This window comes from Acinetobacter septicus, assembly GCF_019355975.1.
Classification (GTDB): domain Bacteria; phylum Pseudomonadota; class Gammaproteobacteria; order Pseudomonadales; family Moraxellaceae; genus Acinetobacter; species Acinetobacter ursingii.
In genome coordinates this window covers 180,615-206,673 of record NZ_CP079898.1, presented here as the reverse complement: position 1 = coordinate 206,673, position 26,059 = coordinate 180,615, and the positions used below count along the sequence as shown (strand labels likewise).

General features: G+C 40.8%; 21 protein-coding genes and 1 pseudogene. 8 read left to right on the top strand and 14 right to left on the bottom strand.

Features of this window, described 5'->3' with window-relative positions; all coding sequences use genetic code 11:
- Window positions 1–253 precede the first annotated feature (253 nt).
- The 4 genes from I6L31_RS01075 to msrB all read right to left on the bottom strand — a co-directional run bounded on the left by I6L31_RS01075 (window position 254) and on the right by msrB (window position 2,692).
- Window positions 254–874 (bottom strand): LysE family translocator, encoded by a 621-nt coding sequence (locus I6L31_RS01075; RefSeq protein ID WP_005003877.1) that lies wholly within the window; start codon window positions 872–874, stop codon window positions 254–256.
- 71 nt (window positions 875–945) lie between these two features.
- Window positions 946–1,770 carry an AraC family transcriptional regulator gene (locus I6L31_RS01070; protein WP_005003874.1) on the bottom strand — a complete coding sequence of 275 codons (825 nt, stop codon included), beginning with the start codon at window positions 1,768–1,770 and terminating at the stop codon, window positions 946–948.
- Window positions 1,771–1,790: 20 nt separating this feature from the next.
- Window positions 1,791–2,276 (bottom strand): glutathione peroxidase, encoded by a 486-nt coding sequence (locus I6L31_RS01065; RefSeq protein ID WP_004997057.1) that lies wholly within the window; start codon window positions 2,274–2,276, stop codon window positions 1,791–1,793.
- Window positions 2,273–2,692, bottom strand: coding sequence for a peptide-methionine (R)-S-oxide reductase MsrB (gene msrB, locus I6L31_RS01060; protein ID WP_004989584.1), 420 nt, complete (start codon window positions 2,690–2,692; stop codon window positions 2,273–2,275). The genes I6L31_RS01065 and msrB overlap by 4 nt, the downstream gene beginning before the upstream one ends.
- Window positions 2,693–2,920: 228 nt before the next feature.
- Between msrB and I6L31_RS01055 the strand changes: the two genes are divergently transcribed.
- From I6L31_RS01055 to I6L31_RS01025, 7 genes are all read left to right on the top strand, one after another.
- The gene (locus I6L31_RS01055) at window positions 2,921–4,351 is read left to right on the top strand and encodes a pyridoxal phosphate-dependent aminotransferase (RefSeq protein ID WP_004997056.1); all 1,431 of its coding nucleotides are present in this window, start codon (window positions 2,921–2,923) and stop codon (window positions 4,349–4,351) included.
- 116 nt (window positions 4,352–4,467) lie between these two features.
- Complete coding sequence (locus I6L31_RS01050) at window positions 4,468–5,535, top strand: asparaginase (RefSeq protein ID WP_005003872.1); 1,068 nt, start codon at window positions 4,468–4,470, stop codon at window positions 5,533–5,535.
- A 186-nt stretch (window positions 5,536–5,721) separates the two neighbouring features.
- A complete protein-coding gene (gene dnaE / locus I6L31_RS01045) occupies window positions 5,722–9,285 on the top strand; it encodes a DNA polymerase III subunit alpha (RefSeq protein WP_004989591.1) in 3,564 nt (1,187 codons plus the stop codon).
- Window positions 9,286–9,304: 19 nt separating this feature from the next.
- Window positions 9,305–10,165 (top strand): RNA methyltransferase, encoded by an 861-nt coding sequence (locus I6L31_RS01040; protein ID WP_004989593.1) that lies wholly within the window; start codon window positions 9,305–9,307, stop codon window positions 10,163–10,165.
- A complete protein-coding gene (cysE, locus tag I6L31_RS01035; protein ID WP_004989595.1) occupies window positions 10,158–10,970 on the top strand; it encodes a serine O-acetyltransferase in 813 nt (270 codons plus the stop codon). The genes I6L31_RS01040 and cysE overlap by 8 nt, the downstream gene beginning before the upstream one ends.
- A 111-nt stretch (window positions 10,971–11,081) precedes the next feature.
- On the top strand, window positions 11,082–12,011 hold the full coding sequence (locus tag I6L31_RS01030) for an ABUW_2363 family tetratricopeptide repeat lipoprotein (RefSeq protein ID WP_004989597.1): 930 nt from the start codon (window positions 11,082–11,084) through the stop codon (window positions 12,009–12,011).
- A gap of 126 nt (window positions 12,012–12,137) precedes the next feature.
- Window positions 12,138–14,141, top strand: a complete 2,004-nt coding sequence (locus I6L31_RS01025; RefSeq protein ID WP_004989598.1) for a lipase family alpha/beta hydrolase — start codon at window positions 12,138–12,140, stop codon at window positions 14,139–14,141.
- Window positions 14,142–14,198: 57 nt separating this feature from the next.
- Here I6L31_RS01025 and I6L31_RS01020 read toward each other — a convergent pair.
- Window positions 14,199–14,816 (bottom strand): annotated as a pseudogene (locus I6L31_RS01020) (TenA family transcriptional regulator); the annotation flags it as partial.
- Between the two features lie 444 nt (window positions 14,817–15,260).
- Here I6L31_RS01020 and I6L31_RS01015 point away from each other — a divergent pair.
- Window positions 15,261–15,917 carry an epoxyqueuosine reductase QueH gene (locus I6L31_RS01015; RefSeq protein ID WP_005003867.1) on the top strand — a complete coding sequence of 219 codons (657 nt, stop codon included), beginning with the start codon at window positions 15,261–15,263 and terminating at the stop codon, window positions 15,915–15,917.
- A 114-nt stretch (window positions 15,918–16,031) separates the two neighbouring features.
- Here I6L31_RS01015 and I6L31_RS01010 read toward each other — a convergent pair whose 3' ends face one another.
- The 9 genes from I6L31_RS01010 to I6L31_RS00970 form a co-directional block, all read right to left on the bottom strand.
- A complete protein-coding gene (locus I6L31_RS01010) occupies window positions 16,032–16,820 on the bottom strand; it encodes an alpha/beta fold hydrolase (RefSeq protein ID WP_004989601.1) in 789 nt (262 codons plus the stop codon).
- A gap of 130 nt (window positions 16,821–16,950) precedes the next feature.
- A complete protein-coding gene (locus I6L31_RS01005) occupies window positions 16,951–18,387 on the bottom strand; it encodes an amidohydrolase family protein (protein WP_004989602.1) in 1,437 nt (478 codons plus the stop codon).
- Complete coding sequence (locus I6L31_RS01000) at window positions 18,387–19,181, bottom strand: ABC transporter permease (RefSeq protein WP_004989603.1); 795 nt, start codon at window positions 19,179–19,181, stop codon at window positions 18,387–18,389. Before I6L31_RS01000 ends, I6L31_RS01005 begins: the two co-directional genes overlap by 1 nt.
- Window positions 19,174–19,995 (bottom strand): ABC transporter ATP-binding protein, encoded by an 822-nt coding sequence (locus I6L31_RS00995; protein WP_010588771.1) that lies wholly within the window; start codon window positions 19,993–19,995, stop codon window positions 19,174–19,176. The genes I6L31_RS01000 and I6L31_RS00995 overlap by 8 nt, the downstream gene beginning before the upstream one ends.
- Before the next feature lie 43 nt (window positions 19,996–20,038).
- Complete coding sequence (locus tag I6L31_RS00990) at window positions 20,039–21,025, bottom strand: ABC transporter substrate-binding protein (protein ID WP_004989605.1); 987 nt, start codon at window positions 21,023–21,025, stop codon at window positions 20,039–20,041.
- Window positions 21,026–21,571: 546 nt separating this feature from the next.
- The gene (locus tag I6L31_RS00985) at window positions 21,572–22,477 is read right to left on the bottom strand and encodes a DUF58 domain-containing protein (protein WP_005003864.1); all 906 of its coding nucleotides are present in this window, start codon (window positions 22,475–22,477) and stop codon (window positions 21,572–21,574) included.
- Window positions 22,478–22,492: 15 nt separating this feature from the next.
- The gene (locus tag I6L31_RS00980) at window positions 22,493–23,452 is read right to left on the bottom strand and encodes an AAA family ATPase (protein ID WP_005003863.1); all 960 of its coding nucleotides are present in this window, start codon (window positions 23,450–23,452) and stop codon (window positions 22,493–22,495) included.
- 80 nt (window positions 23,453–23,532) lie between these two features.
- Window positions 23,533–23,835: a YbdD/YjiX family protein gene (locus I6L31_RS00975; protein ID WP_171064989.1), complete on the bottom strand. Its 303-nt coding sequence runs from the start codon at window positions 23,833–23,835 to the stop codon at window positions 23,533–23,535.
- Window positions 23,835–25,940: a carbon starvation CstA family protein gene (locus tag I6L31_RS00970; protein ID WP_005003858.1), complete on the bottom strand. Its 2,106-nt coding sequence runs from the start codon at window positions 25,938–25,940 to the stop codon at window positions 23,835–23,837. The genes I6L31_RS00975 and I6L31_RS00970 overlap by 1 nt, the downstream gene beginning before the upstream one ends.
- Window positions 25,941–26,059 lie beyond the last annotated feature (119 nt).

Genomic DNA, 26,059 nt, shown 5'->3' with positions numbered 1-26,059 from the left:
AAAATTGCGATGATACTAAATGAGAATAAAAATAATTTAAATAACTTTTCTCAAATACAGAATGTTTTTATTAATAGAACTTCACAATTCGATTGCAATTTTTCATGTAAAAAACTTCAATGTAATTTATTCATTATCAACATTAGACTTCTTTTCATCATTGTTTAAACCCTCTTTATTTTCTCACATAGAGCTAAATAAAAGAGACTGATGAAAAAGTCTATGAGAAACATCATTTTTTTCTAAAGAATGTCTAAGATGGAATCAACATCAAAAGGCTTGCAAATCCCACAAAACTTAACCCAGAAAGATAGTAAAGCCATTTAGAATGGCTGCGTAAGGCGACCATCCAGCGCTCATGTGATAATAATCTCAGCAAAAATAAATTCCAAATTAAAACTACCATCACCATCCACACTGAAATGGTAATTTTTTGATAAACATTAAATTTTTCAGAAACGAGTAAGGTTAAGCTGCTATAAAAAAGGACATTTTTAGGATTAAGTAAACTGGATTGCAATCCAAGTAATAATTGTCTTAAAGCAGAAAAAGAAGAATATTGAGATGATTCAGTTTGATCAATTTCAATCTTGGCATGCGCATGACGTAAACACAAAAATGACAGATAAAAGAGGTAACATGCACCTCCCCATTTTAAATATTTCAAAGTCGAGTGATCTATTTTTCCAAGTAGGTACCAACTGGAAAAAACCACCCATAAAATTAAAGCATTTCCGAGAGCAATCCCTAAGCAGACCTGCTGTGCTGCCTTTTTATTTCGAGCAAGCAAAGTCGTTAAAATTAAAAAGAAATCTGGCCCAGGTGAGAGTAAAGCAACGAAATGAGTCACCGCAATCGCAAAAAAAAGTTCCATAAACACTATTCGGTCAGATCAAAATCACAGCTTAGGCAAATGCCAAATCGTGTTCTTGTATAAAATTGCGTTTAAAAGCCACTCTGATATTGTTTTGGCGTTACGCCTGTTAAGCTTTTAAACACGCGATGGAAATGACTTTGATCACTAAAGCCCAAATCATAAGCGATATCGACGACTGAACTTCCGCTTTTCAACCTGTCTCGCGCTTGATTAATTCTCATGTTAAGTTGAAAAGCATGCGGTGTTAGACCAAAGTTTCTTTTAAATAAACGAATAATCGCGTAACGACTAATACCACTTTGTGCGGATAATTGCTCAAGTGAAAGAAAATGCTCGTACTGAACAATAAGATCAACTAAATGTTTTAGATGTTGTTGAAGATAAAGTTTTTCCTCTACTTGCTTTAACTGTAATGATGGAAAAATAATCTGCGTAAGTGTTTCAACCAAAGATTGCTCTTTTTCTAAAATGGTTCGTTCTGGATCAAATAAAGTATCATTCAACTGACAAAAACACTGATAAATTTCAGGCTTTTTGATAATTTCTGGCACTAACTCAGGGATCTGGTTGCAAATACGCTCTGTAACGGATTCTTCTAATAATTGCTTAAGCCAATCCAGATCAAGATGCATCATCTGATAACTCCACGCCTGATCTGGCAATGGATTACACGCATGTTCAATATATGCAGGAATACAAACAATTGAACCCGCTTCAATATTCTCTGTCGTATGTAAATAACTACTAAATCGACTCTGACCCTGATCTACTGCACCAATTGAAAAAGTCGCATGGCTATGCGCTTTATAGCAAATACGACTTTGACATGCCTTACGTGTTTCCACATAAGGCATGCGAGGATCATTCCAGAATGCGATATCTGAATGAGACATACTCAATTTCTGTATAAATATTATTGAGCCAATGCTTTTTCAATATCTTCTTCTATACTTTCAGGTTTCGTGGTGGGTGCATAACGATTCAGCACTTTACCATCCTTACTAACAAGGAATTTAGTAAAATTCCACTTAATGCTTTCGCTACCCAAAATCCCTTTGGCTTCACGTGTCAGATAGCGAAAAATGGCATGTGCTTCAGGACCTTTGACATCCACTTTAGCAAACATAGGAAAATCAACTCCATAGTTTCGCTGACAAAAAGCTCCAATTTCATCATTCGAACCAGGATCCTGCCCGCCAAATTGATTACAAGGAAAGCCTAATACTTCAAATCCCTGATCTTTATATTTTTCGTATACTTTTTCTAAGCCCGCAAATTGTGGTGTGAAGCCACATTTACTTGCAGTATTGACAATTAAAAGCACTTTGCCCTCATAGTCAGACATCTGCTTAGTGTCACCCTCTAATAATTCAGCTTCAAACTGATAAAGACTCGTCATGGATAAGTTTCCTCATCATTCTTTTCGTTGGTTTTTAGTTGTAATGAAGCCGAATTTACGCAGTAACGTAGTCCTGTCGGCTGTGGTCCATCTTCAAATACATGTCCTAAATGCGCATCGCAATTATGGCAAATAATTTCTGTACGTGTCATACCGTGGGTTGAGTCTTCCTGTTCATCAATCGCGCCTGCATTGACAGGTCGATAAAAGCTAGGCCAGCCACTACCACTGTCATACTTGGTGTCCGATGTAAAAAGCTCGGTACCACAACAACGACAAACATACGTTCCTTGCTGCTTGGTGTTCCAATATTGCCCGGTAAAAGCAGGTTCAGTGCCTTTTTGTCGCGTAATTCGGTACTCTTCTGGTGATAACTCTCTTTGCCATTCTCGTTCTGTTTTATTGAGTTTTCCCATGACCATTTACCTATTCATCTAACTGTTTAAATAGAATAATTCTATATTTACGTGATTCATTCTAAAATTTCTAGTCTTTACTTCACAAATTACAAAACACTTATAATTCTTATAAAAGCAAAAAGTAAGCAAAACAATAAAACAAAGTGAGCATTTTATTTTCTAATATTGCTTTTTTGTGAGCATAAATATGTTAGGCTTAACGCTATTCTTGCTCAGGATTAAAAAATGTCGCAGAAAAAAAGCGTTATTTTTAAAAATCTACTGCCCGTGATCAAACAATATCAACTGGCAGGATTTACGCATGAAAAGATTGTTGCCTTACTTCGAGATCAACATGACCTTGATCTGGTAACAACCGAAACATTTAAAAGTTATTTATATCGTTATGCAAAAGTGACCCCTACTCCTTCTGAGAGCCCCAAAATGAACACAACACATCAAACGCCACGAGAAATTAAAAAATCGTCTAAGCTTGAGCATGTTTGCTACGACATTCGTGGACCTGTGTTACGAGCGGCCAATGAAATGGAAGAACAAGGCCATAAAATTATTAAACTGAATATTGGTAACCCCGCCCCGTTTGGCTTTGAAGCGCCGCAAGAAATTATTAATGATGTTGCACTAAATTTACCCAATGCCATTGGTTATACTGACTCAAAAGGAATCTTTCCAGCTCGCAAAGCGATTTGCCAGTATTATCAACAAAAAGGCATTCGCGATATGCATGTCAATGACGTGTATGTTGGTAATGGTGTATCTGAGCTCATTGTTATGGCAATGCAAGGTTTGCTTGACGATGGCGACGAAATGCTAGTGCCAATGCCAGATTACCCGCTATGGACAGCAGCCGTAAATTTATCTGGCGGCACAGCAATTCACTATAAATGTGATGAAGAAAATAGTTGGTATCCAGATATTGTGGATATGGAAAGTAAAATCACGCCAAATACGCGTGGGATTGTGGTGATTAATCCCAATAATCCAACAGGTTCGGTATACCCGCGTCATGTCTTAGAGCAAATTGTAGCTTTGGCGAAAAAGCATGATTTGATTTTATTTGCCGATGAAATCTACGACAAAATCATTTATGACGGCATTGAACATGTCGCTTTGGCTGCTTTAGCAGGCGATCAATTGTGTATTTCATTTAATGGACTGTCAAAGTCATATCGTATCGCAGGTTATCGCTCGGGCTGGATGGCCATTACAGGCGATAAATCCCGCGCCAAAGATTATATCGAAGGTCTGGATATGTTGGCATCCATGCGTTTATGTGCCAATCATCAAGCTCAATATGCAATTCAGACTGCGCTTGGCGGTTATCAGTCTATTAATGACTTGATTCGCCCAAGTGGTCGCTTATATGAACAACGTAATATTGCTTGGGAAATGCTCAATGAAATTCCAGGAGTCAGTTGTGTCAAACCTGAAGGTGCGATGTATTGTTTCCCAAAACTTGATCCAAATATGTATCACGTTGAAGATGATGAACAACTAATGCTGGACTTTTTACGTGCAGAGAAAGTTCTTTTGGTGCAAGGAACCGGCTTTAACTGGCCAACGCCTGATCATTTCCGTTTAGTGTTTTTACCTGCGGAAAATGAACTACGCGAAGCCATTACCCGTTTAGGTCGTTTCTTAGCCACAAAGCGTTAATTATGACTACATAATAATTTGCCAATGACTTAGGTGTTTAAAAAAGCATAAATTAAAGCAATGTCTGGCATAGACATTGCTTTTTTAATGGAATTTTAACAACTAGGAAACGGTTAATGATAAGTAAAACTTTTAAATCATGTGGTCTTGCGCTGACTCTGCTCGCTGCATCAGCGTCTTTATATGCAAAAAATAACGTCGTGGTAGTTGCAACAGGTGGAACCATCGCTGGTGCAGGAGCAAGTTCAACTAATAGTGCAACCTATACTGCTGCCAAAGTTCCAGTCGATGCGTTAATCAATGCTGTTCCCCAAGTCAAAGATTTAGCCAATGTCAGTGGCGTGCAAGCCCTGCAAATTGCATCTGAAAGTATTACCGATAAAGAATTGCTTTCTCTTGCTCGTCAGGTCAATGAGTTAGTCAAAAAGCCATCTGTGAATGGAATTGTGATTACCCACGGTACAGACACCTTAGAAGAAACTGCATTTTTCCTAAATTTGGTGATTCATACGGATAAACCGATTGTGGTGGTGGGTTCAATGCGTCCATCAACCGCGCTTTCAGCCGATGGCCCGCTTAACCTTTATAGTGCAGTGGCGCTGGCTGCTTCTGATGAAGCTAAAAATAAAGGCGTCATGGTGCTGATGAATGACTCCATCTTTGCTGCACGAGATGTCACCAAAACCATTAATATTCATACCAACGCATTTGCTAGCCAATGGGGCGTTTTAGGGACGCTAGTAGAAGGTAAACCTTATTGGTTTAGAAGCTCGGTCAAACGTTTTAACAATACGTCTGAATTTAATATTGAAAATATTAAGGGTGATCAGTTGCCATTGGTGCAAATTGTATATGGTTCAGATTCAATGCTGCCTGATGCATACTTGGCCTACGCCAAAGCAGGCGCAAAAGCCATTATTCATGCAGGTACAGGTAACGGTTCGGTGGCAAACTATATTGTTCCAACTTTAAGACAACTCCATGATGAACAAGGCATTCAAATTATCCGTTCATCACGAGTGCCTCAAGGCTTTGTACTACGCAACGCAGAACAACCCGATGATCAATATGGCTGGATTGTCTCACACGATTTAAATCCACAAAAAGCACGTCTTCTTGCAGCGTTAGCTTTGACCAAAACCAATGATGCCAAAGAAATCCAGCGGATGTTCTGGCAGTACTAATCTGCTGTTTTTCAGCTATGATTTGAAAAGAAGCTCAACTTCCCATATTGAGCTTCTTTTTACATTGTATTTCCCATAAAAAGTGATTATGTTTTTATTGGAAAAATAATAGACAACGGCTCAACTCAGAGCATGTTAAACTACTGGCACCTTATATTCATCGACGGACTTGGTCAGGATCGTGTTATGCAGTTTGTTCATCTTGGTATTCATACAGAGTTTTCGATTACCGAATCAATTGTGCGGATACCTGATCTGATCAAAGCTGCGGTCAATGAAAGTATGCCTGCTTTGGCATTAACCGATCTTTCCAATTTACATGCTGCGGTCAAGTTTTATGAGAGTTGTCTCTCTAAAGGGATTAAACCAATTTTGGGCAGCGAAATTCGTCTGAATGATGCTGAACATCGCGTTACCCTGCTTGCCATGACCAATGATGGCTGGCGTAGTCTGACTGAAATTGTGTCACGTGGTTTTATCGAAGGCCAGCAACTTAGTATTCCTTGTGTACAAAAAGAATGGGTTTTACAGCAACATCAAGACATGATTGTGCTATTAGGGCAACATAGTGACGTTGGTAAAATGCTGTGTTCTTCCAATCCACAAAAAGCTGAAGCTTTACTTGAAGCCTGGCAAGAAAAATTTGGTAATCGGGTTTATCTTGCTCTCACCCGTACCGATCGTGCTGGTGAAGAAGATTATATTCAGGAAGCGGTTAAACTCGCTGCAAAATACCATGTCGGAGTCGTGGCTCACAATGACGTTCACTTTATTGAAAGTGATGACTTTGAAGCGCATGAAGCGCGTGTCTGTATCGCCGATGGTTATGTTCTGGCAGATGATCGCCGCCCAAGAAACTATAGTCCAGCACAATATTTTAAAACAGCCGAAGAAATGGCTGAATTATTCTCAGACATTCCGAGCGCTTTAGACAATACCTATTATATTGCTCAGCGTTGTAATGTCAGTTTACAACTGGGTACTTACTTTTTGCCTGATTATCCGATTCCAGAAGGCTTTACCATTGATACCTACTTTGAGCATTTATCCAAAGTCGGTTTAGAAGAACGTCTGGAATTACTCTATCCTGTTGCCGAACGTGATGAAGACTGGAATGAGATTCGTAAACCCTACGATGAACGTATCAAATATGAAGTTGATATTATTCTAAAAATGGGCTTCCCGGGTTACTTTCTGATCGTGATGGACTTCATTCAATGGGCCAAAAATAACGGCGTACCTGTTGGCCCAGGACGGGGTTCGGGTGCGGGCTCATTGGTGGCGTATAGTTTAAAAATTACCGATCTTGACCCCCTACGCTACGATCTACTATTTGAGCGTTTCTTAAACCCAGAACGTGTATCAATGCCCGACTTTGATGTCGATTTTTGTATTGCAGGTCGTGACCGCGTGATTGATTATGTATCGCGTACTTATGGACGTGAAGCCGTGTCCCAGATTGCAACCTTTGGTACGATGGCGGCCAAAGGTGCAATCCGAGACGTAGCGCGGGTTTTGGGTAAATCCTATGGTTTGGCCGATCGTATCTCCAAAATGGTGCCGACCAAACCTTTAGGTGTCGATCTAAAGCAAGCCATTGACATGGAACCGCAGCTCAAGGACATCGTCACCAATCCCTCTAATCCAGATAATGATGATGCCAGTGAAATTTGGGATATGGCACTCAAACTGGAAGGGATTACCCGTAATACAGGTAAACACGCAGGTGGCGTGGTGATTGCGCCGGGTAAAATCACAGATTATTCGGCCGTCATGTGTGAAGCAGATGGAACCAGCCGTGTTGCGCAATTTGATAAAGATGACGTTGAAGCCGCAGGCTTGGTCAAATTCGACTTTTTGGGTTTACGTAACCTGACCGTGATTGAAGACGCGATTCAAAATATTAATAAACGTAGCGATGTCAAAGAGCCGCTGGCGATTGAACGTGTTCCACTTGATGATGTCGATGCCTATAAAGTCTTCGCAGATGCAAATACGACAGCGGTGTTCCAGTTTGAATCCGTCGGTATGAAGCGCATGCTCAAAGAAGCACGCCCAAGTAAATTTGAAGAAATTATTGCCTTTGTATCTTTGTATCGTCCCGGTCCGATGGATCTGATTCCTGACTTTATTCACCGTATGCATGGTGGCGAGTTTGAATATTTGCATCCATTACTCGAAAGTGTACTCGAACCGACTTACGGCATTATGGTGTATCAGGAACAGGTGATGCAGGCGGCACAGTTCTGTGCAGGGTATACACTTGGTGGCGCAGACTTGCTGCGTCGAGCGATGGGGAAAAAGAAACCTGAAGAAATGGTGAAACAACGCCAGATCTTTATCGAAGGTGCTGCCCAAAAAGATATTGATGAAGCCACAGCCAACCATATCTTTGACTATATGGAAAAGTTTGCAGGCTATGGTTTTAACAAATCGCATGCTGCGGCTTATGCTCTCGTCGCCTATCATACTGCGTGGTTAAAAGCACATTATCCTGCTGAATTTATGGCCGCGGTGATGTCATCAGAAATGCAAAACACCGACAACGTGGTGTTTTTGATTGATGACTGCCGTAGTAATGGTCTAGACGTTTTGCCGCCTTCTGTGAATATGTCGATTTATCGCTTCCATGCCAGTGACGAAAAAACCGTGGTCTATGGTTTAGGTGCGATCAAAGGCGTAGGCGAACAAGCCATGCAATCCGTGATCGACTCGCGTGAAAAAGACGGCCCTTATACCGACCTGTTTGATTTTTGCCATCGAATTGATCTGAAAAAAATCAATAAACGTACTCTTGAAGCGTTAATTCGTGCAGGTGCACTAGACTGTTTAGGTATTGAACGCTCCAGTTTAATGGCACAATTGCCTGAAGCCGTACAGGCGGCGGAACAAGCGCGACAAAACCGTGAAACTGGAATTATGGATTTGTTTGGTGAAGTTGAAGAAGTTCAACGTAAACCTGCTAAACCCGTAAAACCATGGTCAGATGAGGTTCGGCTTAAAGGTGAAAAAGATATACTGGGCTTATATTTAACTGGCCATCCAATTGATGTGTATCGTTCAGAGTTAAAAGCGTTTATTCCACTTAAAATTAACGAGTTGACCCCGACGCGTCGGGGTCAAACCACCGTATTTGCAGGACTGGTGCTGGACGTTGCCAACTTTCCGAATCGAATCATGATTACACTGGATGATGGTACTGCCCGAATTGAAGTCAGTTGTAACCATGAACGCTTTCAACGTTTCAAAGATATTGTCCAAGTTGAACAAGTGGTGGTGATTGAGGGTGAAATTTACGAACGAGAAGGCTTTGACCGTCCAATGGCACGTTTAAGCAAAGCGTTTAGCCTGAATGAAATTCGGCAAAAACGCGCCAATCATATTCGGATTCAGCCGACCCAAGATTTAATGAATCCAGCATTGGCACATGATCTACAGCAAATCATTTTACCGTTTTGTAATATTGATCTGTGCCAACACATTCCAGTGCAAATCGCAATCGAGCAAAATTATGCTACAGCGGAATTACATTTAGGACAAAACTGGAAAGTTGCACCACTGGATGAACTACTGGTGAAATTACGTGATTATTTTGGCAAAGAATCGGTGTATATCGAATACCAAGTGAAGTCCAAAGCCGCAAAAGCAGCCGAACCCGTACGAACCGCGCCACTTGCGCCACCGCCAACCGATCTGTCTATGGATGAAGCCATGGATTTGTATCAGGCTGAAGTTTCTCAATATTCTTAAAATTTAGTCTGGATTATTTATGAATACATCTGACAATGCGTCAGTTTCACAATCTTTGTCGCATGTAAAAATTGTCATGGTGAATACCACCTTGCCTGCCAATATTGGTAGCGCACTCAGAGCCATGAAAACCATGGGACTGAGCAAACTGGTTTTGGTCAAACCCAAAACCTATCCTCATCCCGATATTGATGCATTGGCAGCAGGTGCACAGGAATTAATTGATCAGATTGAGATTGTAGACACTCTAGAGGAAGCGATTGAAGACTGTCATCTTGTGTTTGGCACCAGTGCGCGTAGCCGCACCATTCCATGGCCATTGCTGGATGTACGCCCTGCCGCTGAACTGTCCATGCAGGCAGTCTTACAAAAGCAGCAGCAAATAGCAATTGTATTTGGTCGTGAAGATCGTGGCTTAACCAATGAAGAGCTGGCATTGGCCAATTACCATCTGACCATTCCTGTCAATACTGAGTATGGTGTACTGAATGTAGCGCAAGCCATTCAAGTGGTCTGCTATGAAATGCGTATGGCAACTTTACAGCAGCTTGAACATGAGAGCGAATCAGAAAAAAATGCCAATGCTGAGCAAATGCCTGTGACCGCTGACACAGCCATGGATTGGGATGAACCTTTGGTCACACATAAACAAATGGAAGAATTCTATCCACATTTAGAAAAAATGCTGGTGGATATCGAGTTCCTTGATCCCCAAAATCCACGACTGTTACCTTTACGCTTGCGCCGTCTGTTTGGACGTATACAATTAGATCGTATGGAATATCATTTACTTCGTGGCATATTTAGCCGTGTCCAAGCATTGAGTCAGGGCACATGGAAAAAAACATCAATGGATAAAGAGGATCAATCCAATGCTTAAACAGCTCAAAGAAGATATTCAGGCTGTATTTGCGCGTGATCCAGCAGCTCGCAATACCTTAGAAGTCATTACGAACTATCCGGGTATTCATGCCCTGATCATGCACCGTGTCGCGCATAAACTCTGGGAAAAAGACTGTAAAAGTGGCGCGCGCTTATTATCGACTTTTAGCCGTTTCGCAACAGGGATTGAGATTCATCCCGGTGCCAAAATTGGTAAACGCTTTTTTATCGATCATGGTATGGGCGTGGTGATTGGTGAAACGGCTGAAATTGGTGATGATGTCACGCTATATCATGGAGTGACTTTAGGCGGCACGACTTGGAATAAAGGCAAACGTCATCCAACACTTGAAGATGGCGTGATTGTAGGTGCAGGTGCCAAAATTTTGGGGCCGTTTACAGTCGGCAAAGGCGCCAAAGTCGGCTCAAATGCGGTTGTGACCAAAGAAGTCCCAGCAGGCGTCACTGCGGTGGGTAACCCTGCCCGTTTTATCTATAAAGATAAAGTCACAGAGAATGAAGAAGAACAACGTCGTCGCAATTATGCTGAAAGTATTGGTTTTCAGCCTTATGCAACGACCAGTGATCAGACTGATCCTATTTTAGAAGGTATGCGTGTTTTGCTGGATCGAATCCAGAACAACGAAGCACGTATGAATACCTTGTGCCAACGATTATCACTGCTCGACCCGACCTTTAAAAAGCAAAATCAGGAAGAGCAACCATTTAGCGAAGAAGAACTCAAAATCATTGAAGAAGTTCGACGCGAATGTGAAGCTCAAAGCAGTTCGTCTAAAGCTTAAACAATTGGTTTAATACTGTAACACGTCTCTCATTGCATGTTTGTCTGGCTTTTCTTAGACTGGCTCGACAAACATCTTTTTAACTTTAAACAACAAAGAATGGACGTTTATATGATGCTTAAGCCTTTGGCATACACACTACTCGCAGCGTCGCTATTAACTGCATGTAGTCCTGTTGCTGTCAAAAAAAATAATGCACCTGAACCTTTTGTTTTTACCGAACCTGACGTTTCACCTCCATTTTATGCATTAAATCCATTCAATTATGATGCCCCCCCTCCTTTTGAAGTTGCTCTTAAAGAAGCTGCGGCTCAGCCTGTAACCAAAATGGTGGTTAAAGACCCAAACGATCCAAATAAAAGTATTACGCTTGATGTCAATAAACTGATTATTCCAACGGTCAATAGCAACACTCGCTCGATGAAATATGCAGCCCTTGCTGGTGAAAATGAGCTTGATGTCACTGATATAGATGACTTTTTACAATTGGTTGAAGGTAAAGCCCGTCATTATCCACCACGCTTCACCGATCGTCAGGAACGTAAAGGCTACGAAAGCAAATTAAAAGAAGTTTCACATCAATTAGATACGCTAGCAACCAATCCAAATGCATCATTTGACGTGCTTATTCGTGCGTTCAAAGCCAGTGTTTTAGGTCGTAATCTGGATTTAGGCTCTGCCTATACCACTAAATCGCTGACCTACGCTCAACGTTTACTCAAAATTAATCCAGAAGACCCAGAAGCGAATTTCTGGTTTGGTTTTGGTTTATCTGAAGGTGGTGGTCAAAGCGAAGCTATTCCTTATTTAAATAAAGCCATGCAAGGCGGTGTACAAGAAGCTTATTTAGCTTCTGTCAATAACTACATTGCAATGGAACAAAAGAAAAACGCGATCCAAACCCTAAAAAATTACAAAATCAAATATCCAGATGAAGCAGAAGTCGCTGACCGTTTGCTCACTGAGATTGAGAAACAAGGACGATGGAATGTCTGGCAGGTGTTAAATAATCCTGCCATAGCAGCTAAACCTGCATCTTAATATCATCCCTTTCATAATGAGGCTGTTTCTACAGCCTTTTTTGTGAATTATAATTGGGGTGAATTGAAAATTCACACAGATCACGTATGATCAAACTAAGTTTCTATCAGATTCTCTTTATAAACCATGATTAATTTTAGAAAAAAAAATAGCACTTTATTTTTGGTTTCTGCCTTTTCAATTACACTGCTGAGCGGATGTCAGGTTGTTAGTGTCAAACAACAAGCAGTGAATGTCACTATTGCCAATGAACGTAATAGTATTTTGATGCAAGACAAATTAAGTGAAGCGAGCCTAAATGTTCTTTCCATGTCTGGACGTGAAGCCAAAATTTGTATGGATCAACCGACGTCCTGTGTCAATGAACTCAAAATGATCCCTGAAATTGTCGATGAGCAATTTCTCTCAACGGCAAGTGAACTCTATCTAGCCAAAGCCATGCAATTGGATAAATCCTCTGCATGTACCGTGAGCAGCATTACCAAGCATCGTTCAGAAGACCATCAACGACAAACGCAACAAACCTATGATGACTGTCAAACTGAACAACTCAAAATGCTGGATAAAAGTATTCGTTATAGTTATGCATACTTATTTAAGACCAAACGCAAACCGATAGATCGTATTTTTGATAACAGACAAGTTCAAATTCGCGATTTTTATAATCAGGCCATTGCCAAATTAGTGACGATTAGCGCGCAACGTTCAAGTGTGAAAAAAGCAACTGATAGCGTAAAAATTGGTAATAGCATTTACAATATCAATCTGGATCAATATCAACTGTTAAAAAATAAAGAGTTAGATCGATTTATCTCAAGCTATAATTTGAATTTCTCTGGGCTACGTACCATTAACCGTCGAGATGGTTTCGGATCAGAGTTTGTCGCGGTTTTCCCAGCATCAGAGGAAAAATACAATAATAAATATATTCTCGATCCTCTCAATGCATCTTACCAAACAAGCATAAACCCTAATATCCACAAGGCTCGATATCTATCTGCAACCATCGTCGCGCGACCAGTCAAAGCAGAGAGTGTTGATGACATTATTAATTCACCTAACATTACTGTGCAGGTCATGGATCCATATCGTACTGAAAATGTGGATATCGCAGGAAAGAGCTATCCATTGGCTGCCAATTTTTCTGCCCCATACGGTTTATGGCTTGCAGAAAATAATTTAGGCGCTGCTGCATATTTGAGCCTGATTGACCGTGAAGAACGGTTGACCATGCCACATCTTTACATGCTTGAACCCTATAATCCAAACAAAAAAGTGATTGTTCTGGTTCATGGTTTAGCAAGTAGCCCTGAAGCTTGGATTGCATTAACCAATGATATTATGGGAGACAGTATCTTACGTGAACATTATCAGGTATGGCAGGTCTTTTATTCGACCAATATGCCGATATTGGAGAGCCGTTTCCAAATATATGCTCTGCTTAAACAAGCGTTTGGTGCACTCAATCCAAATGATCCAGCCGACAAAGATGCCGTTCTGATTGGACACAGTATGGGTGGTATTATCAGTCGACTTTTGGTGAGTAATGCCGATATTTCTCAATCAGCTTTGTCGATGATGAGTCCATATCAACAAGCCAAGCTCAAAAAGCACCCTATCGTATCAGAACGTTTAAAAATTCAACCAATTACCAATTTTGACCGTGCTGTTTTCATGTCATCGCCGAATCGTGGAACTGATTTCGCAGATTTATGGTTTACTCGTGCAGCTCGTAAAATTATTAAGTTACCTGGTGCTTTCCTCGGTGCAGTGACTGATACCATTACCAATCAAGATATCGATGCGAAAGATATCCTGACTCGTATTGATAAAGGTCTTATTCAAAATGGACCAAGTGATTTAAGTCATAAATCTAAATTCATGGCTTTAACTGAAGATATTAACCCGCCAAAAGGCTTTGTTTTCCATTCGATTATTGGCAACAAAACTAATAGCAAAGATCCAGATGTGATGACTGATGGTATTGTTCCTTATAAGAGCGCGCATCTGGATGGAGCAACATCAGAAGTTATCATTAAAGGTGGACATTCGATTCAAGAAACTCCTGAAGCTGTCCTTGAACTCAGACGTATTCTTCGCCAACATTTGGTAGATCACAATATCAAATAATCAAAAAAAGGCTCTGTTTAAATCGACAGAGCCTTTTTATTCACACTGTGTTAGCGATTAAGCGTGTTGTTTATAGCAATAATCCAGTGCTAACTCATAATATTCAAGCCCTTCTCGAGCTGCCTTAAAGGCTTTTGTTTGTAATTCAGGTTGATGGTCACATAAACGTTTAATCAGTTCCATCGCTTCATAAGGATGCAGATCATCATAATGTGCATGCGCACGTAGCCATGCCAGTGAACGCTTATTAATATTGACTTCAGGATGATCGATATATGCATTAATTCCTTTATAGACCTGAATTGACCAATCTCCTGTCGCCCACTCAATCGCAAGGTTGGTTGCTGCCAGACATTCAGCCAATGAACTGCGATAATTCATATTCCATAAAAAATGATTCACTGCATTCATTTCTACTGGAGGCGTGACACGATCCAACTCATCGACCGTTAGCCCAAAACCAACCGCCCAGTCTCGATACCAATTTAGATGCCTTTCTTCAATTTTAATATTCTGAATAAGCCAATCTCGACTTTCAGTAACACCCGGTTGAGTGAAATCGGTTGCTTTTGATAAAGCCAGTGCCATATAAGAAGGGAAATGTGCGACCAAAGGATAAAAATTCAATAGCGCAAGACGAAAACACGCCAACGACAATTTTCCATTGGCCATGTCGACCGTGGCACCTGTTGAACCTGAACAGATGACTGTTGTGTTAACTCAGAACTAGACATATGCAATATCCCCTGATATGTCTGAAACAAAAAATAGAAACAATAACAAGAATCATTATTAGTTGTTATATTATAGTAAAATTATGGAGACTTTGTGGATATTTTCTCCAAGTCGAAGATAATCAAAGGAAATAAACACTTAGAGTCTAATAAACTTGAATGAAAGAAGACTATCTATTATCTCGATTCGATATTTATAGAGATTAAGTTCCTTTTTCCGTAAGTCTTTATCATGAATTTATCTTAATTTTTTGATTTGTAAGATCTATATTTTTTAATCACGACATAACAATGAAGATCACTCAACTTTACGTGAATAAGTTTCAGGTTACTTCGAATGATTTGAGTTAAATTTAAAAACTATTTTATTCTTTATTTTGTCTTCATGAGCAAATCACGTATTAAACTCGAACTTCCAGCGCAAGCTGATAAATTATTACTACATTCATGTTGTGCACCATGCTCAGGTGAGGTCATGGAAACTTTATTGCATTCTGAAATCGATTATTCCATCTTTTTTTATAATCCAAATATCCATCCTGTTAAGGAATATTTGATTCGCAAGGAAGAAAATATTCGATTTGCCGAAAAGCACAATATTCCTTTTATTGATTGTGATTACGATACAGACAACTGGTTTCAACGTGCCAAAGGAATGGAGAACGAACCTGAAAAAGGTATTCGTTGTACCATGTGTTTTGATATGCGTTTTGAGCGCACGGCACTGTACGCCCATGAACATGATTTTAAAATTTTTAGTAGTTCCTTGGGCATTTCTCGATGGAAAAATATGCAACAAATTAATGACTGTGGGATTCGTGCTGCATCACATTATCCAGACATACAGTATTGGGATTATAACTGGCGTAAAAATGGCGGCGCGACTCGAATGCTGGAAATCAGTAAACGTGAAGAGTTTTATCAACAAGAATATTGCGGTTGCGTCTATTCGCTACGTGATAGCAATCGCTGGCGCATGAGTCAGGGACGTGATCGGATTAAACTTGGCGTGAAGTTTTATTCAGCGACAGATCCTGATTAATTTATTTTTTAATGCCTCATTTCTTAACTCAAGCTTCACGAGATGATGAGAAAAACTGACTCTAACGCTTATTTCATTTCAGTTAGAGCCCAAATCTTAATGATTTATGCTGCATCAATAAGCGCGTGACTCGCCTTGTTCATGTAAAAAATCCTGAATAAGTTTGACCACTTGTTCAGGTTTTTCTGCATGTAACCAATGTCCTACCCCCTCAATGGTTTTAATTTCAGCCAGTGGAAATTGTTCGCGAATATTTTTTTCATATTCTGTTTGAATATATTCAGACTTCGCGCCCTGAATAAATAAACACGGCTTATTCCACGGCTCAATATCATTCCAGCCAGTCAAATTTGGATATTGCTTTTCAAGCGCATCGACATTGAATAACCAATGTCCCTGATTAAAAGATTTGAGTAGAAACATAATCACGCCATCTTGTGGAATGTATGGTTTCATAATCTCTGTCGCTTGCTTACGACTCAACTCATGCGGTTCTGCACGAACAGCATTAATGGCATCCAGAATATCTCGATGACGATGCCCCTGATAAGCCACGGGACTCACATCTAATACAATCAATTTATCGACACGATCAGGATATAATCCTGTGATTTTCATGGAGGTTTTTCCGCCCATTGAATGACCAATTAAGCTGAATTGTTGAATACCAAGCTCATCTAAAGTATCGATCACATCCTGTGCCATAATTTCATAATTCATTTCATCACTGTGCGGTGATAAACCATGATTACGCAAATCAATTTGAATGATTTTGTGATTGGTATTCAAGGCTCGAGCAATAACACCCAAATTCGACAAACTACCAAATAAACCATGTAATAAAACCACTGGTGTGTTACTGGTTGCATGATCTGATTCGACGATATGAGTATTAAGTATCATAAGGATTTACCTGTATTTATTGCTCTATAGCTTAGACTAGCGCGGGTATATATCACGACACAAGTATCAACTACATTTCAATAGCAAAAAGAAAGCTCTCCATTGAGAGCTGTTGTTTTTTAATACAGATTTATGAAGCTAATGCCATTTTTTCAGCGCGCTGCTGAAGTTTTTTGACAGCTTCACGAGCCTGTGCGGCTAATTCACGCATATCCAGATTTGGAATGTGATTGTTTTCTATCACTGTCTTACCGCCAATCAGCATGTGTTTAATTTGCGCCTGACCACCACTGGCGACAGGCCCAATTGCCATATCGTGCAACCCCATATAGCGTGGATCATCCAGTTGATACACCACCAAGTCAGCCTGCTGACCGACTTCAAGCGTACCAATATCAGATAGACCCAAAACCTGTGCCCCACCTTGCGTCCCCCAACGAATGACATCCTCGACGGTCGCCGCATCAGCCCCGCCTTCAAACGTCCCACCATCATATTTTGGTTGGGCAAACATACCTTTACGGGCGCGCTGTAACATCCATGTTGCATGAGTTTCTGACAGCATATCTGCGGCTTCATTGGAGGCAGCACCGTCCACCCCAATTGAGATATTCATTCCCGCTTTTTCTAGAGTTACCAGATCTGCAATTCCACTGCCGAGACGCGCATTACTTTGTGGACAATGCGCAATCCCTGTTTTAGTTTGCCCTAAAAGCTGAATTTCTTCTGGTAAAAGTTTAACCAAGTGTGCAAACCAAACATCTTCACCGACCCAATCATGCTCAGCACAAAATTGAACAGGCGTCATGCCAAATTTGGCCCGCGCCGCATCCAGATAGTCCACCGTTTCAGACAAATGACTATGTAAGCGAATGCCTAAACGTCTTGCAACTTGTGCCGTTTCACGTAATTGTTCTGGTGTAGTCGAATGTAATGCCGTTGTTGGCGCCATGACAATTCTTTTAAAAGCTTGCGGGCGACTGTCATGATATTTACTGACTAAACGTTCAATATCAGCAATCACATTTTCAAATTTTTCTGGACGTAATGCCTGCGGAAGTTCTGCTTCCAACCCGCGGGTTAACGTCCCGCCACCACGACACAGGATAAAACGTAAACCGAGTCGATCGGCTTCATCGAATAAAATTTCCGCGCCATCAAAAGGCATATTTGGCCAATATAAATAATGATGATCTGCGACAGTCCCACAGCCTGATCGCAGCAGTTCAATCAAACCAATACGCGCTGCCAATCGAAAGCTTTCTTCATCAAAAGCCCCACGAAACCGATAGGGTGTAGAAGCCAACCACGGTGTCAAACTTTGATTCAGGCCTTGCGGCTCACCTTTCAAAAGTGACTGAAACAAATGATGATGGGTATTTACCCAAGCAGGATAAATCACGCAATCTCGTGCATCGATTACCGTTTCATTGGCCTGTAAGCTGAGTGATGAGCCAATCTCGGTAGTAACGCCATTTCCAATACGTATACTGTCTGCCTGAATACGCGCTGCTTCACCAGCCAGACCTGTTAAAATTGCGTGTGCATTTTTAATTAGATAATTCATCAGGTCTGCTCACTCTCATGCCATTTGTTTAGAAACATTTGACTTAACATGGACATTGCAACAAATAAAACCAATCCTGTGCAAGTAATCAAGAACAGTGCTGCAAACATTAACGGTAGATCAAGCTGAAATCCTGCCTGTAAAATCTGATACGCCAATCCTGCACTGGTTCCACCTGTTCCAGCAACAAACTCGGATACCACCGCTCCAATTAAAGCCAAACCACTGGAAATCCGTAAACCACCAAAGAAATATGGCAACGCATTTGGTACACGTAAACGCATTAACTCCTGCCAGCGACTGGCTTTATTGATACGAAATAGATTCAACAAACCTGCATTGACACTGCGTAAACCTAAGGTGGTATTGGTTAAAATTGGGAAAATAGCAACCAACATGGCACACACCACTAAAGCCAAAGTCGTGTTTTGAATCCAGATAATCACTAAAGGCGCAATTGCAACAATCGGTGTGACCTGAAATAAAATGGCATAAGGCATAAAACAGGCTTCAATCACACGACTTTGTACAAATAAGAAAGCAATCAAAGTTCCAATCACAACGGCGCAAATAAAAGCCAGTAGTGTCACTTTTAAAGTTACCCACAGACTTCCAAAAAGTAAGCCTGACTGAGACACCAAAGCATGACCAATATCGGAAGGTTTTGGAATCAAATAAACAGGGACATTGAGCTGTTGCAAGCTAATTTGCCAGATCAATAATAAAATAACGCCCAAAGCCAATGGTGCAGCGATACGGCGAAATTTAGGATGACTCATTAACGGTTTAACCATGATGTTCCCCTCCACTGGCTTGCTCTAATACTTCAGATAAATGCGCACATTGCTTCATGAAAATATCTGAGTTTCTAAAATGTTCATCGCGATGATCAGGGCCTTCAATTCGGATATCAGCCACTACTCGACCAGGACGCGCACCCATCACAATGACACGTGACGATAAAAAAACAGCTTCATAAATACTGTGTGTGACAAAAACAATGGTTAAATCACGCTCAGACCACAAAGTCCGAATATCACTGTCCAAACGATGGCGAGTAAACTCATCCAAAGCACCAAAAGGTTCATCCATCAGCAATAAATCAGGTTCAGTGACCAATGCACGAGCCAGTGATGCGCGCATCTGCATACCACCAGACAGTTCTTTCGGATAAGATTCACCGAATTTACCCAGACCAACAGAAGTTAAAGCAGCGGTTACTTTTTGATTGCTGATATTTTTAGACACATGTCGTAAATCCAGTGGCAAACGCACATTATCCTGAATATTTGCCCACGGCATTAAAGTTGCTTCTTGGAACACCATTGCCATTTTGCACTGAGATTGCATATCAGCTTTCCCGTTCCAGCGCACCTGTCCCGCAGATGGCTGCTCAAGATCGGCAAACATTTTGAGTAAGGTACTTTTACCGCAACCCGATGGCCCAAGTAGTGACACAATTTCACCGCGCTGGATATCCAGATCAAAGCGCTGCAAAGCATGTGTTCCATTTGGATACACTTTTTCTACGCCACGCACCATCAACATAGGGCTACTCAGGTTTGCACTAGGTTCTGTCGCAATACTGACCGAAACTGCTGAATTCATATTAGGTTCCCCCTTTGGCATTTTTACAACCTAATTGGTCGGCTTAATTTTTCTTGGCAGTGGGTTTAACAAACTGAGTGGTATAAGCCGCTTTCCAATCCACTTTGGCATCCAATAATTTAGCCTGCACCATAAAATCACGCGTTTTCTTCCAACGCGCATCGGTCATAACACCAATGCCCATCGTTTTGGCATCACCACCATCAATCAGACCAAGCTTCTTCATTTGACCAACAGCAAAGGCTAAAAGTGGATCATCCATATTTGGATTTTCTTTTTTAATAATGGCATTTCCCGCAGCAGGATTTTTCAGATAACTTTTCCAACCTTCCATAGAAGCTTCTACAAAACGGCGCATCACGTCTGGTTTGCTCTGTAAAAGATCGTTACGGGTCACTAAGATTCCGCCATAGGCTGGATAGCCATCATTCGCGAATAAAAAGAATTTACTGGATGGTTCTGCTTTTTTTGCTTGAAAGACTTCTGAAGTTGCATAGGCTTGTTGTACAACATTTTTACCTGCCAAGAACGGCTGCATATTAAAGGTATAAGGACGTGCCTGAGAATTGTCTAATTTATACTTGCCACGTAACCACGGCCACCAGCTTGCTTGTCCGCTGGTCGAAACCAAAACGGTTTTACCTTTTAGATCAGCCAGTGATTTTACATCACTATGCGTAATCACCCCTTGTGGATCAAACTGGAATGGCGCAGCAATGGCTTTGATTGGGAAACCACTTTCGATTCCCTTTAAGACTTGTAAATCATAATTGATAATGACATCGGCGCGTTTAGCCAAGAGCAGGGTCATGTTATTGATTTGAGGGCCACCGACTTTGATGGTGACATCTAAACCATGTTTTTTATAAATCCCTTCTGCTAATGCTTGATAATAGCCACCTTGCTCTGCCTGCGCATACCACGTCGTTTGTAAAATCAATTTATCATTGGCTTGAGCCAAAGAAGTAAAAAGTAATGATGCGGCAACCACAGCCAGACGCGTTTTGCCTAAACAGTTATAAATTTTCATAATAAACCTCTGATGAATAGGTGAAAGCTTTTGCTATTCATTCAAAGGAGGCATTAAGTGTGCTGATCAATTTATTTATGACACACTCTCAAGGCTTTTATTATGATCAATAAAAACCCCGTCCCCCTAAGAGGAACAGCTTGCGCTGTAGAGCAATGTCCCATGCGACTGAACGCACTAACCGCTTATACTCAGTTATAGATTAGCAAGGGCTATGCCAAAATAGGTTCACACTAGTGATATAAATAAATTGATATAGGACTATTCTGAAATTGATATATTTTTAGCAGTCAAAGTATTTTGTTTTATCTATCAAACACTTAATTAATTTAGTATTAAAATATATTTGACTTCATCAATCTGATTTTTATCGATGCATCTACACTTTGTCAGATTGATCATCGAATAAACAACCTATTGTTGCAACTAAAATACTTTTTCGATTCTGCTTAACAAGACAAGATAGATTGAAGTGCATCTTTTTTGTGCAAAATTTCTTTTTCGCTATATAACAACTCAGCCAGTCAAATAGACTCGCAAAACAGGTCAAGCTTGTGCCAATAACTTGCGTGCCTCAATCACTTGCTTTTCACCTGCACCATATTCAAGCTGTTGAATTGGTAAATGTAAACTATAGAAAATCTGCCTCTGTTCACAAAGCTCAACCAATGCCATCATCCAACTCAGTTTCTGTTCATGTTCCTGACATGGAATATGAGCATAATCAATTTCAAACTGATGCTGATCCGATTCATCTTCAAACATTTTGACAAATAAGCCTTGCCCCCGCGCAACTTGTTTCCACGACACCGCCTGAAAAGAATCTCCTTCTCTAAAGTTACGAAGCTCACGGAATTCTTCCAGATCATGCTGATTGAGCTGATGTTGTTGTTTATATTCAAGCTCAAGATTCAAACTTTGTGGTGCGATCCAGATCTCTTGCTCTAAATAAAGATATGTCCATGCCCGAACCAAACCAAATGGATAAGTTGAATATATCTGAATCACAGGAAATTTAAATTGACCTCGTTGCTCAGGTGAAAATACAAGTTCCGCTTCCTGACTTATTTGATCAATAAGAACGGTATGCACTTGATCCTCTACCCGTATTTGAATAAAGCGAGCCGATGCACGTGTTTGCTTAAAGTGTAATTTTAGGATCAAGGAATGACCCAACTGTCCTACCTCTGGATAAATCAGTTCAATCTGTAATTGATGAAGTTGTTTAAAAGTGAGATAAAAACTAATGCATAGCACGGAACTAATTAAAAAACAAAAACCAAGAATAAGATTGTTTGCATAGTTAATTCCTGCAATGAACGTAATCACAATCAAAGTCAGATACAACCATCCTTGTTGATAGATAAAAACCAAAATATCGCGTTGCTTTAGGCTTTTAAAATGATCTATACGAAAACGTTTGGCAAACCATTTCTGAAACCCAGATGGCATGTTTGATTCTCTCACTTATAAGATATCCACGGCATCCAGACATTGACGCGCTTCATGCTCAGTCATATTGATACGATGCGCTGTGACTGCCACAAAAACAGCTTGTATATCGTCTGAAGTGACATAACTTCTTTTCTCAATCAAGGCATAAGCCTGAGCTGCCAACTTTAAAGCCAGAACACCACGTGTAGACAAACCATGTCGATGCTTGCGGGTTTGTTCTGCCAAATCCAGTACGTACTCCAAAACCACATCACTGAGATAAACTTGTTTTACCAGCTCTTGAAGCTCAAGAATTTCGTCTGCACTGAAGATAGGCTGAATCCGAGCAACTAAATCTTGCCTTGAGGCTTGTTGTAATAGTAATTTTTCAGCGTTTCGGGACGGAAAACCAAGTGAAAGACGCATCAAAAAACGATCCAACTGAGACTCAGGCAAGGCGTATGTTCCACTCTGAAACAACGGATTTTGCGTAGCAACCACCCAAAACGGCTTCGGTAGATCATAGCGTATGCTATCTACGGTCACTGAACCTTCTTCCATGGCTTCAAGTAAGGCACTTTGAGTTTTGGGACTACAGCGATTGATTTCATCTGCTAAAAGAATCTGGGTAAAAATCGGTCCCTGTTTAAACTCAAAAATATGTTCTTTTTGATTAAACATATTGATACCAATCACATCACTGGCAAGCATATCATTGGTAAATTGAATCCGCCCAAAATACAGTCCAGCCAATCGCGCTAATGCACTCGCCAGTGTCGTTTTACCCAAACCGGGTAAATCTTCAAATAAAACATGCCCGCCAGCCAACAAACAAGTTAGTGCAAGTTGAGTTTGTTGAGATTTGTCTAAAATGAGTTGATTAATTTCAGCTAAGAATTGCTCAATCTTGGGGCTATATTGCGCAATTTTCTGGTCAATTTCTGAATTTTCCTGTTGGAGTTCAGTTTTTTTGAGTTTTTCCATGCCCCACATCACAAGCTTTCCTAATTAAAAAAAGGTGTATGAATCAACATACACCCTTTTTGTTTTTTTCTAAACAAATGAAACAGATATCAACAAGGACATTTTTTTAGATTGCCACTGGATGGATAACGTGAATCCACGCAGTGACGATAAAATGTCTTGGCATCCATCGGTTCCAGATCTGGATGATGTTTACGCATATGCTCAAGGTAAGTCTCATAATCTGGGACACCCACCATTAAACGAAAACTTTGCTGTAAACGTTTAAATAATGTCGCAATACGTGACCAATTCTTTGGAGAAAGTAATAGATCCTTTTGCGACATAATAGTCATTTTGATGATTTTAACAATCACCGCACGACCATTTTGAGCAACTTTTAGATTCATGATCATTCACCTCGCGTTGAAGCAGGTGCTACCGTTTCAGGATCGGCATACACGGCGGGCGCTTCATGTGTGGTCGGTTCACGACTCGCTAAAGCACGACGAATCACGCCAATCGATGCAATCACCATCACCACTGCCACAATCATAAAGAACGCACAAAGAACGGCATTAATCTGGTTAGATAACACCACCGTTTGCATCTCTGCCATAGTTTTTGCAGGCGCTAACATTTCACCACGACCCATTGCATCTGAAAAACGGTTTGCTTGAGCAAGAAAGCCAATTTTTGGATTTTCATGGAAAATCTTTTGCCAGCCCGCAGTCATACACGTCACGAGTAAGAAAATCGTTGGGACAATTGTCACCCAAACATATTTTTCTTTTTTCATTTTAAATAAAATGACTGTACCCAAAATCAGTGCCATGGCTGCCAACATCTGGTTACCAATACCAAATAAAGGCCACAATGAGTTAATCCCACCTAACGGATCGACCACACCCTGATAGACAAAGAAGCCCCAACCGCCAACTGCAACGGCGGTACCAATCACATTTCCGACAAATGAGCCTGACTTTTTAATCGCAGGAATAACGATCCCGACTGTATCTTGCACCATGAAACGGCAAGCTCGTGTACCCGCATCGACCGCAGTTAAAATAAATAAGGCTTCAAATAAAATCGCAAAATGATACCAGAAAGCCATCATTGAACGATTATTGAAAATCTCAGAGATGATATGCGCCATACCAATCGCAAACGTTGGCGCACCACCTGTACGCGATAAAATCGTGGTTTCACCAACTTCCTGAGCCAATAAAGTCAACATTTCTGGTGTGACTACAAAACCGATATTACGCACCGCTTCTGCGGCACTTTCAACGGTTGTACCCAATACTGCGGCTGGCGCATTAATTGCAAAATAAACACCTGGATCAAGCACAGTCGCACAGATCATGGCCATAATGGCAACAAATGATTCCATGAGCATGCCACCATAACCGATCACACGAATATCTTTTTCATTTTCAATGAGTTTAGGTGTAGTACCACTCGATACCAAGGCATGAAAACCAGAAATAGCACCACAGGCAATCGTAATAAACAGGAACGGGAATAAACTACCCGCAAAAACTGGTCCTGTACCATCAATAAAATGCGTGACTGCTGGCATTTTAAGTTCAGGTAAGGCCACGATAATACCAATGGCAAGACCTGCAATAACGCCTATTTTTAAGAATGTAGATAAGTAGTCACGCGGAGCAAGTAACAACCAAACAGGTAAAACAGAAGCAATAAAACCATAAACGATCAAACACCATGTCAATTGCGTTCCAGTTAAAGTGAAAAATGGCCCCCAATAAGGATCAGCCGCGATATGCCCACCATAAACAATGGCCAACATCATCAGCACAAAGCCAATGATTGAAACTTCCGCGATTTTTCCCGGACGTATATAACGCATATATACGCCCATCAATAGTGCGATCGGAATGGTTGCAGCAATACTAAATACACCCCAAGGACTGTGTGCCAGTGCTTTAACCACCACCAATGCCAATACCGCTAAGATAATGATCATCACCCCTAGCGCACCAAGCATGACCACAACACCTGCAAATGAGCCAAGCTCTAGTTTTGCCATTTCACCCAGTGATTTTCCATCACGTCGAGTCGAAATAAATAAAACTAAAAAGTCCTGAACGGCACCCGCCAAAACCACACCCACCAATAACCAGATGGTTCCTGGCAAATAACCCATTTGCGCTGCCAAGATTGGACCGACTAAAGGCCCTGCACCCGCGATTGCAGCAAAGTGATGTCCAAATAAAACGTATTTATTGGTCGGTACATAGTCCAGACCATCCGCCAACCGATGTGCGGGTGTTAAGCGTCTTGAATTAAGTTCAAAAACACGAGTAGCAATAAATAGACTATAAAACCGATAAGCAATGCTATACACACAGATTGCAGCAAGCACCATCCAGACTGCATTAACATGTTCACCACGACTGACTGCCAGTATCCCGAAAGAAATGGCACCAATAATCGCGACTAGACTCCAGAGTATTTTTGAGGGGAGTGTAGATTTCCTTTGAATTGTATCCATTCATGACCTCATTCTTTATGATTAACCGCCCTAAAATTCAGATCCATCTTGATATAGAGAATTTCCTTGTGACTGTACTCCTCATCTTTTTATTTTCATCTAATACTTTGGCATAAAAA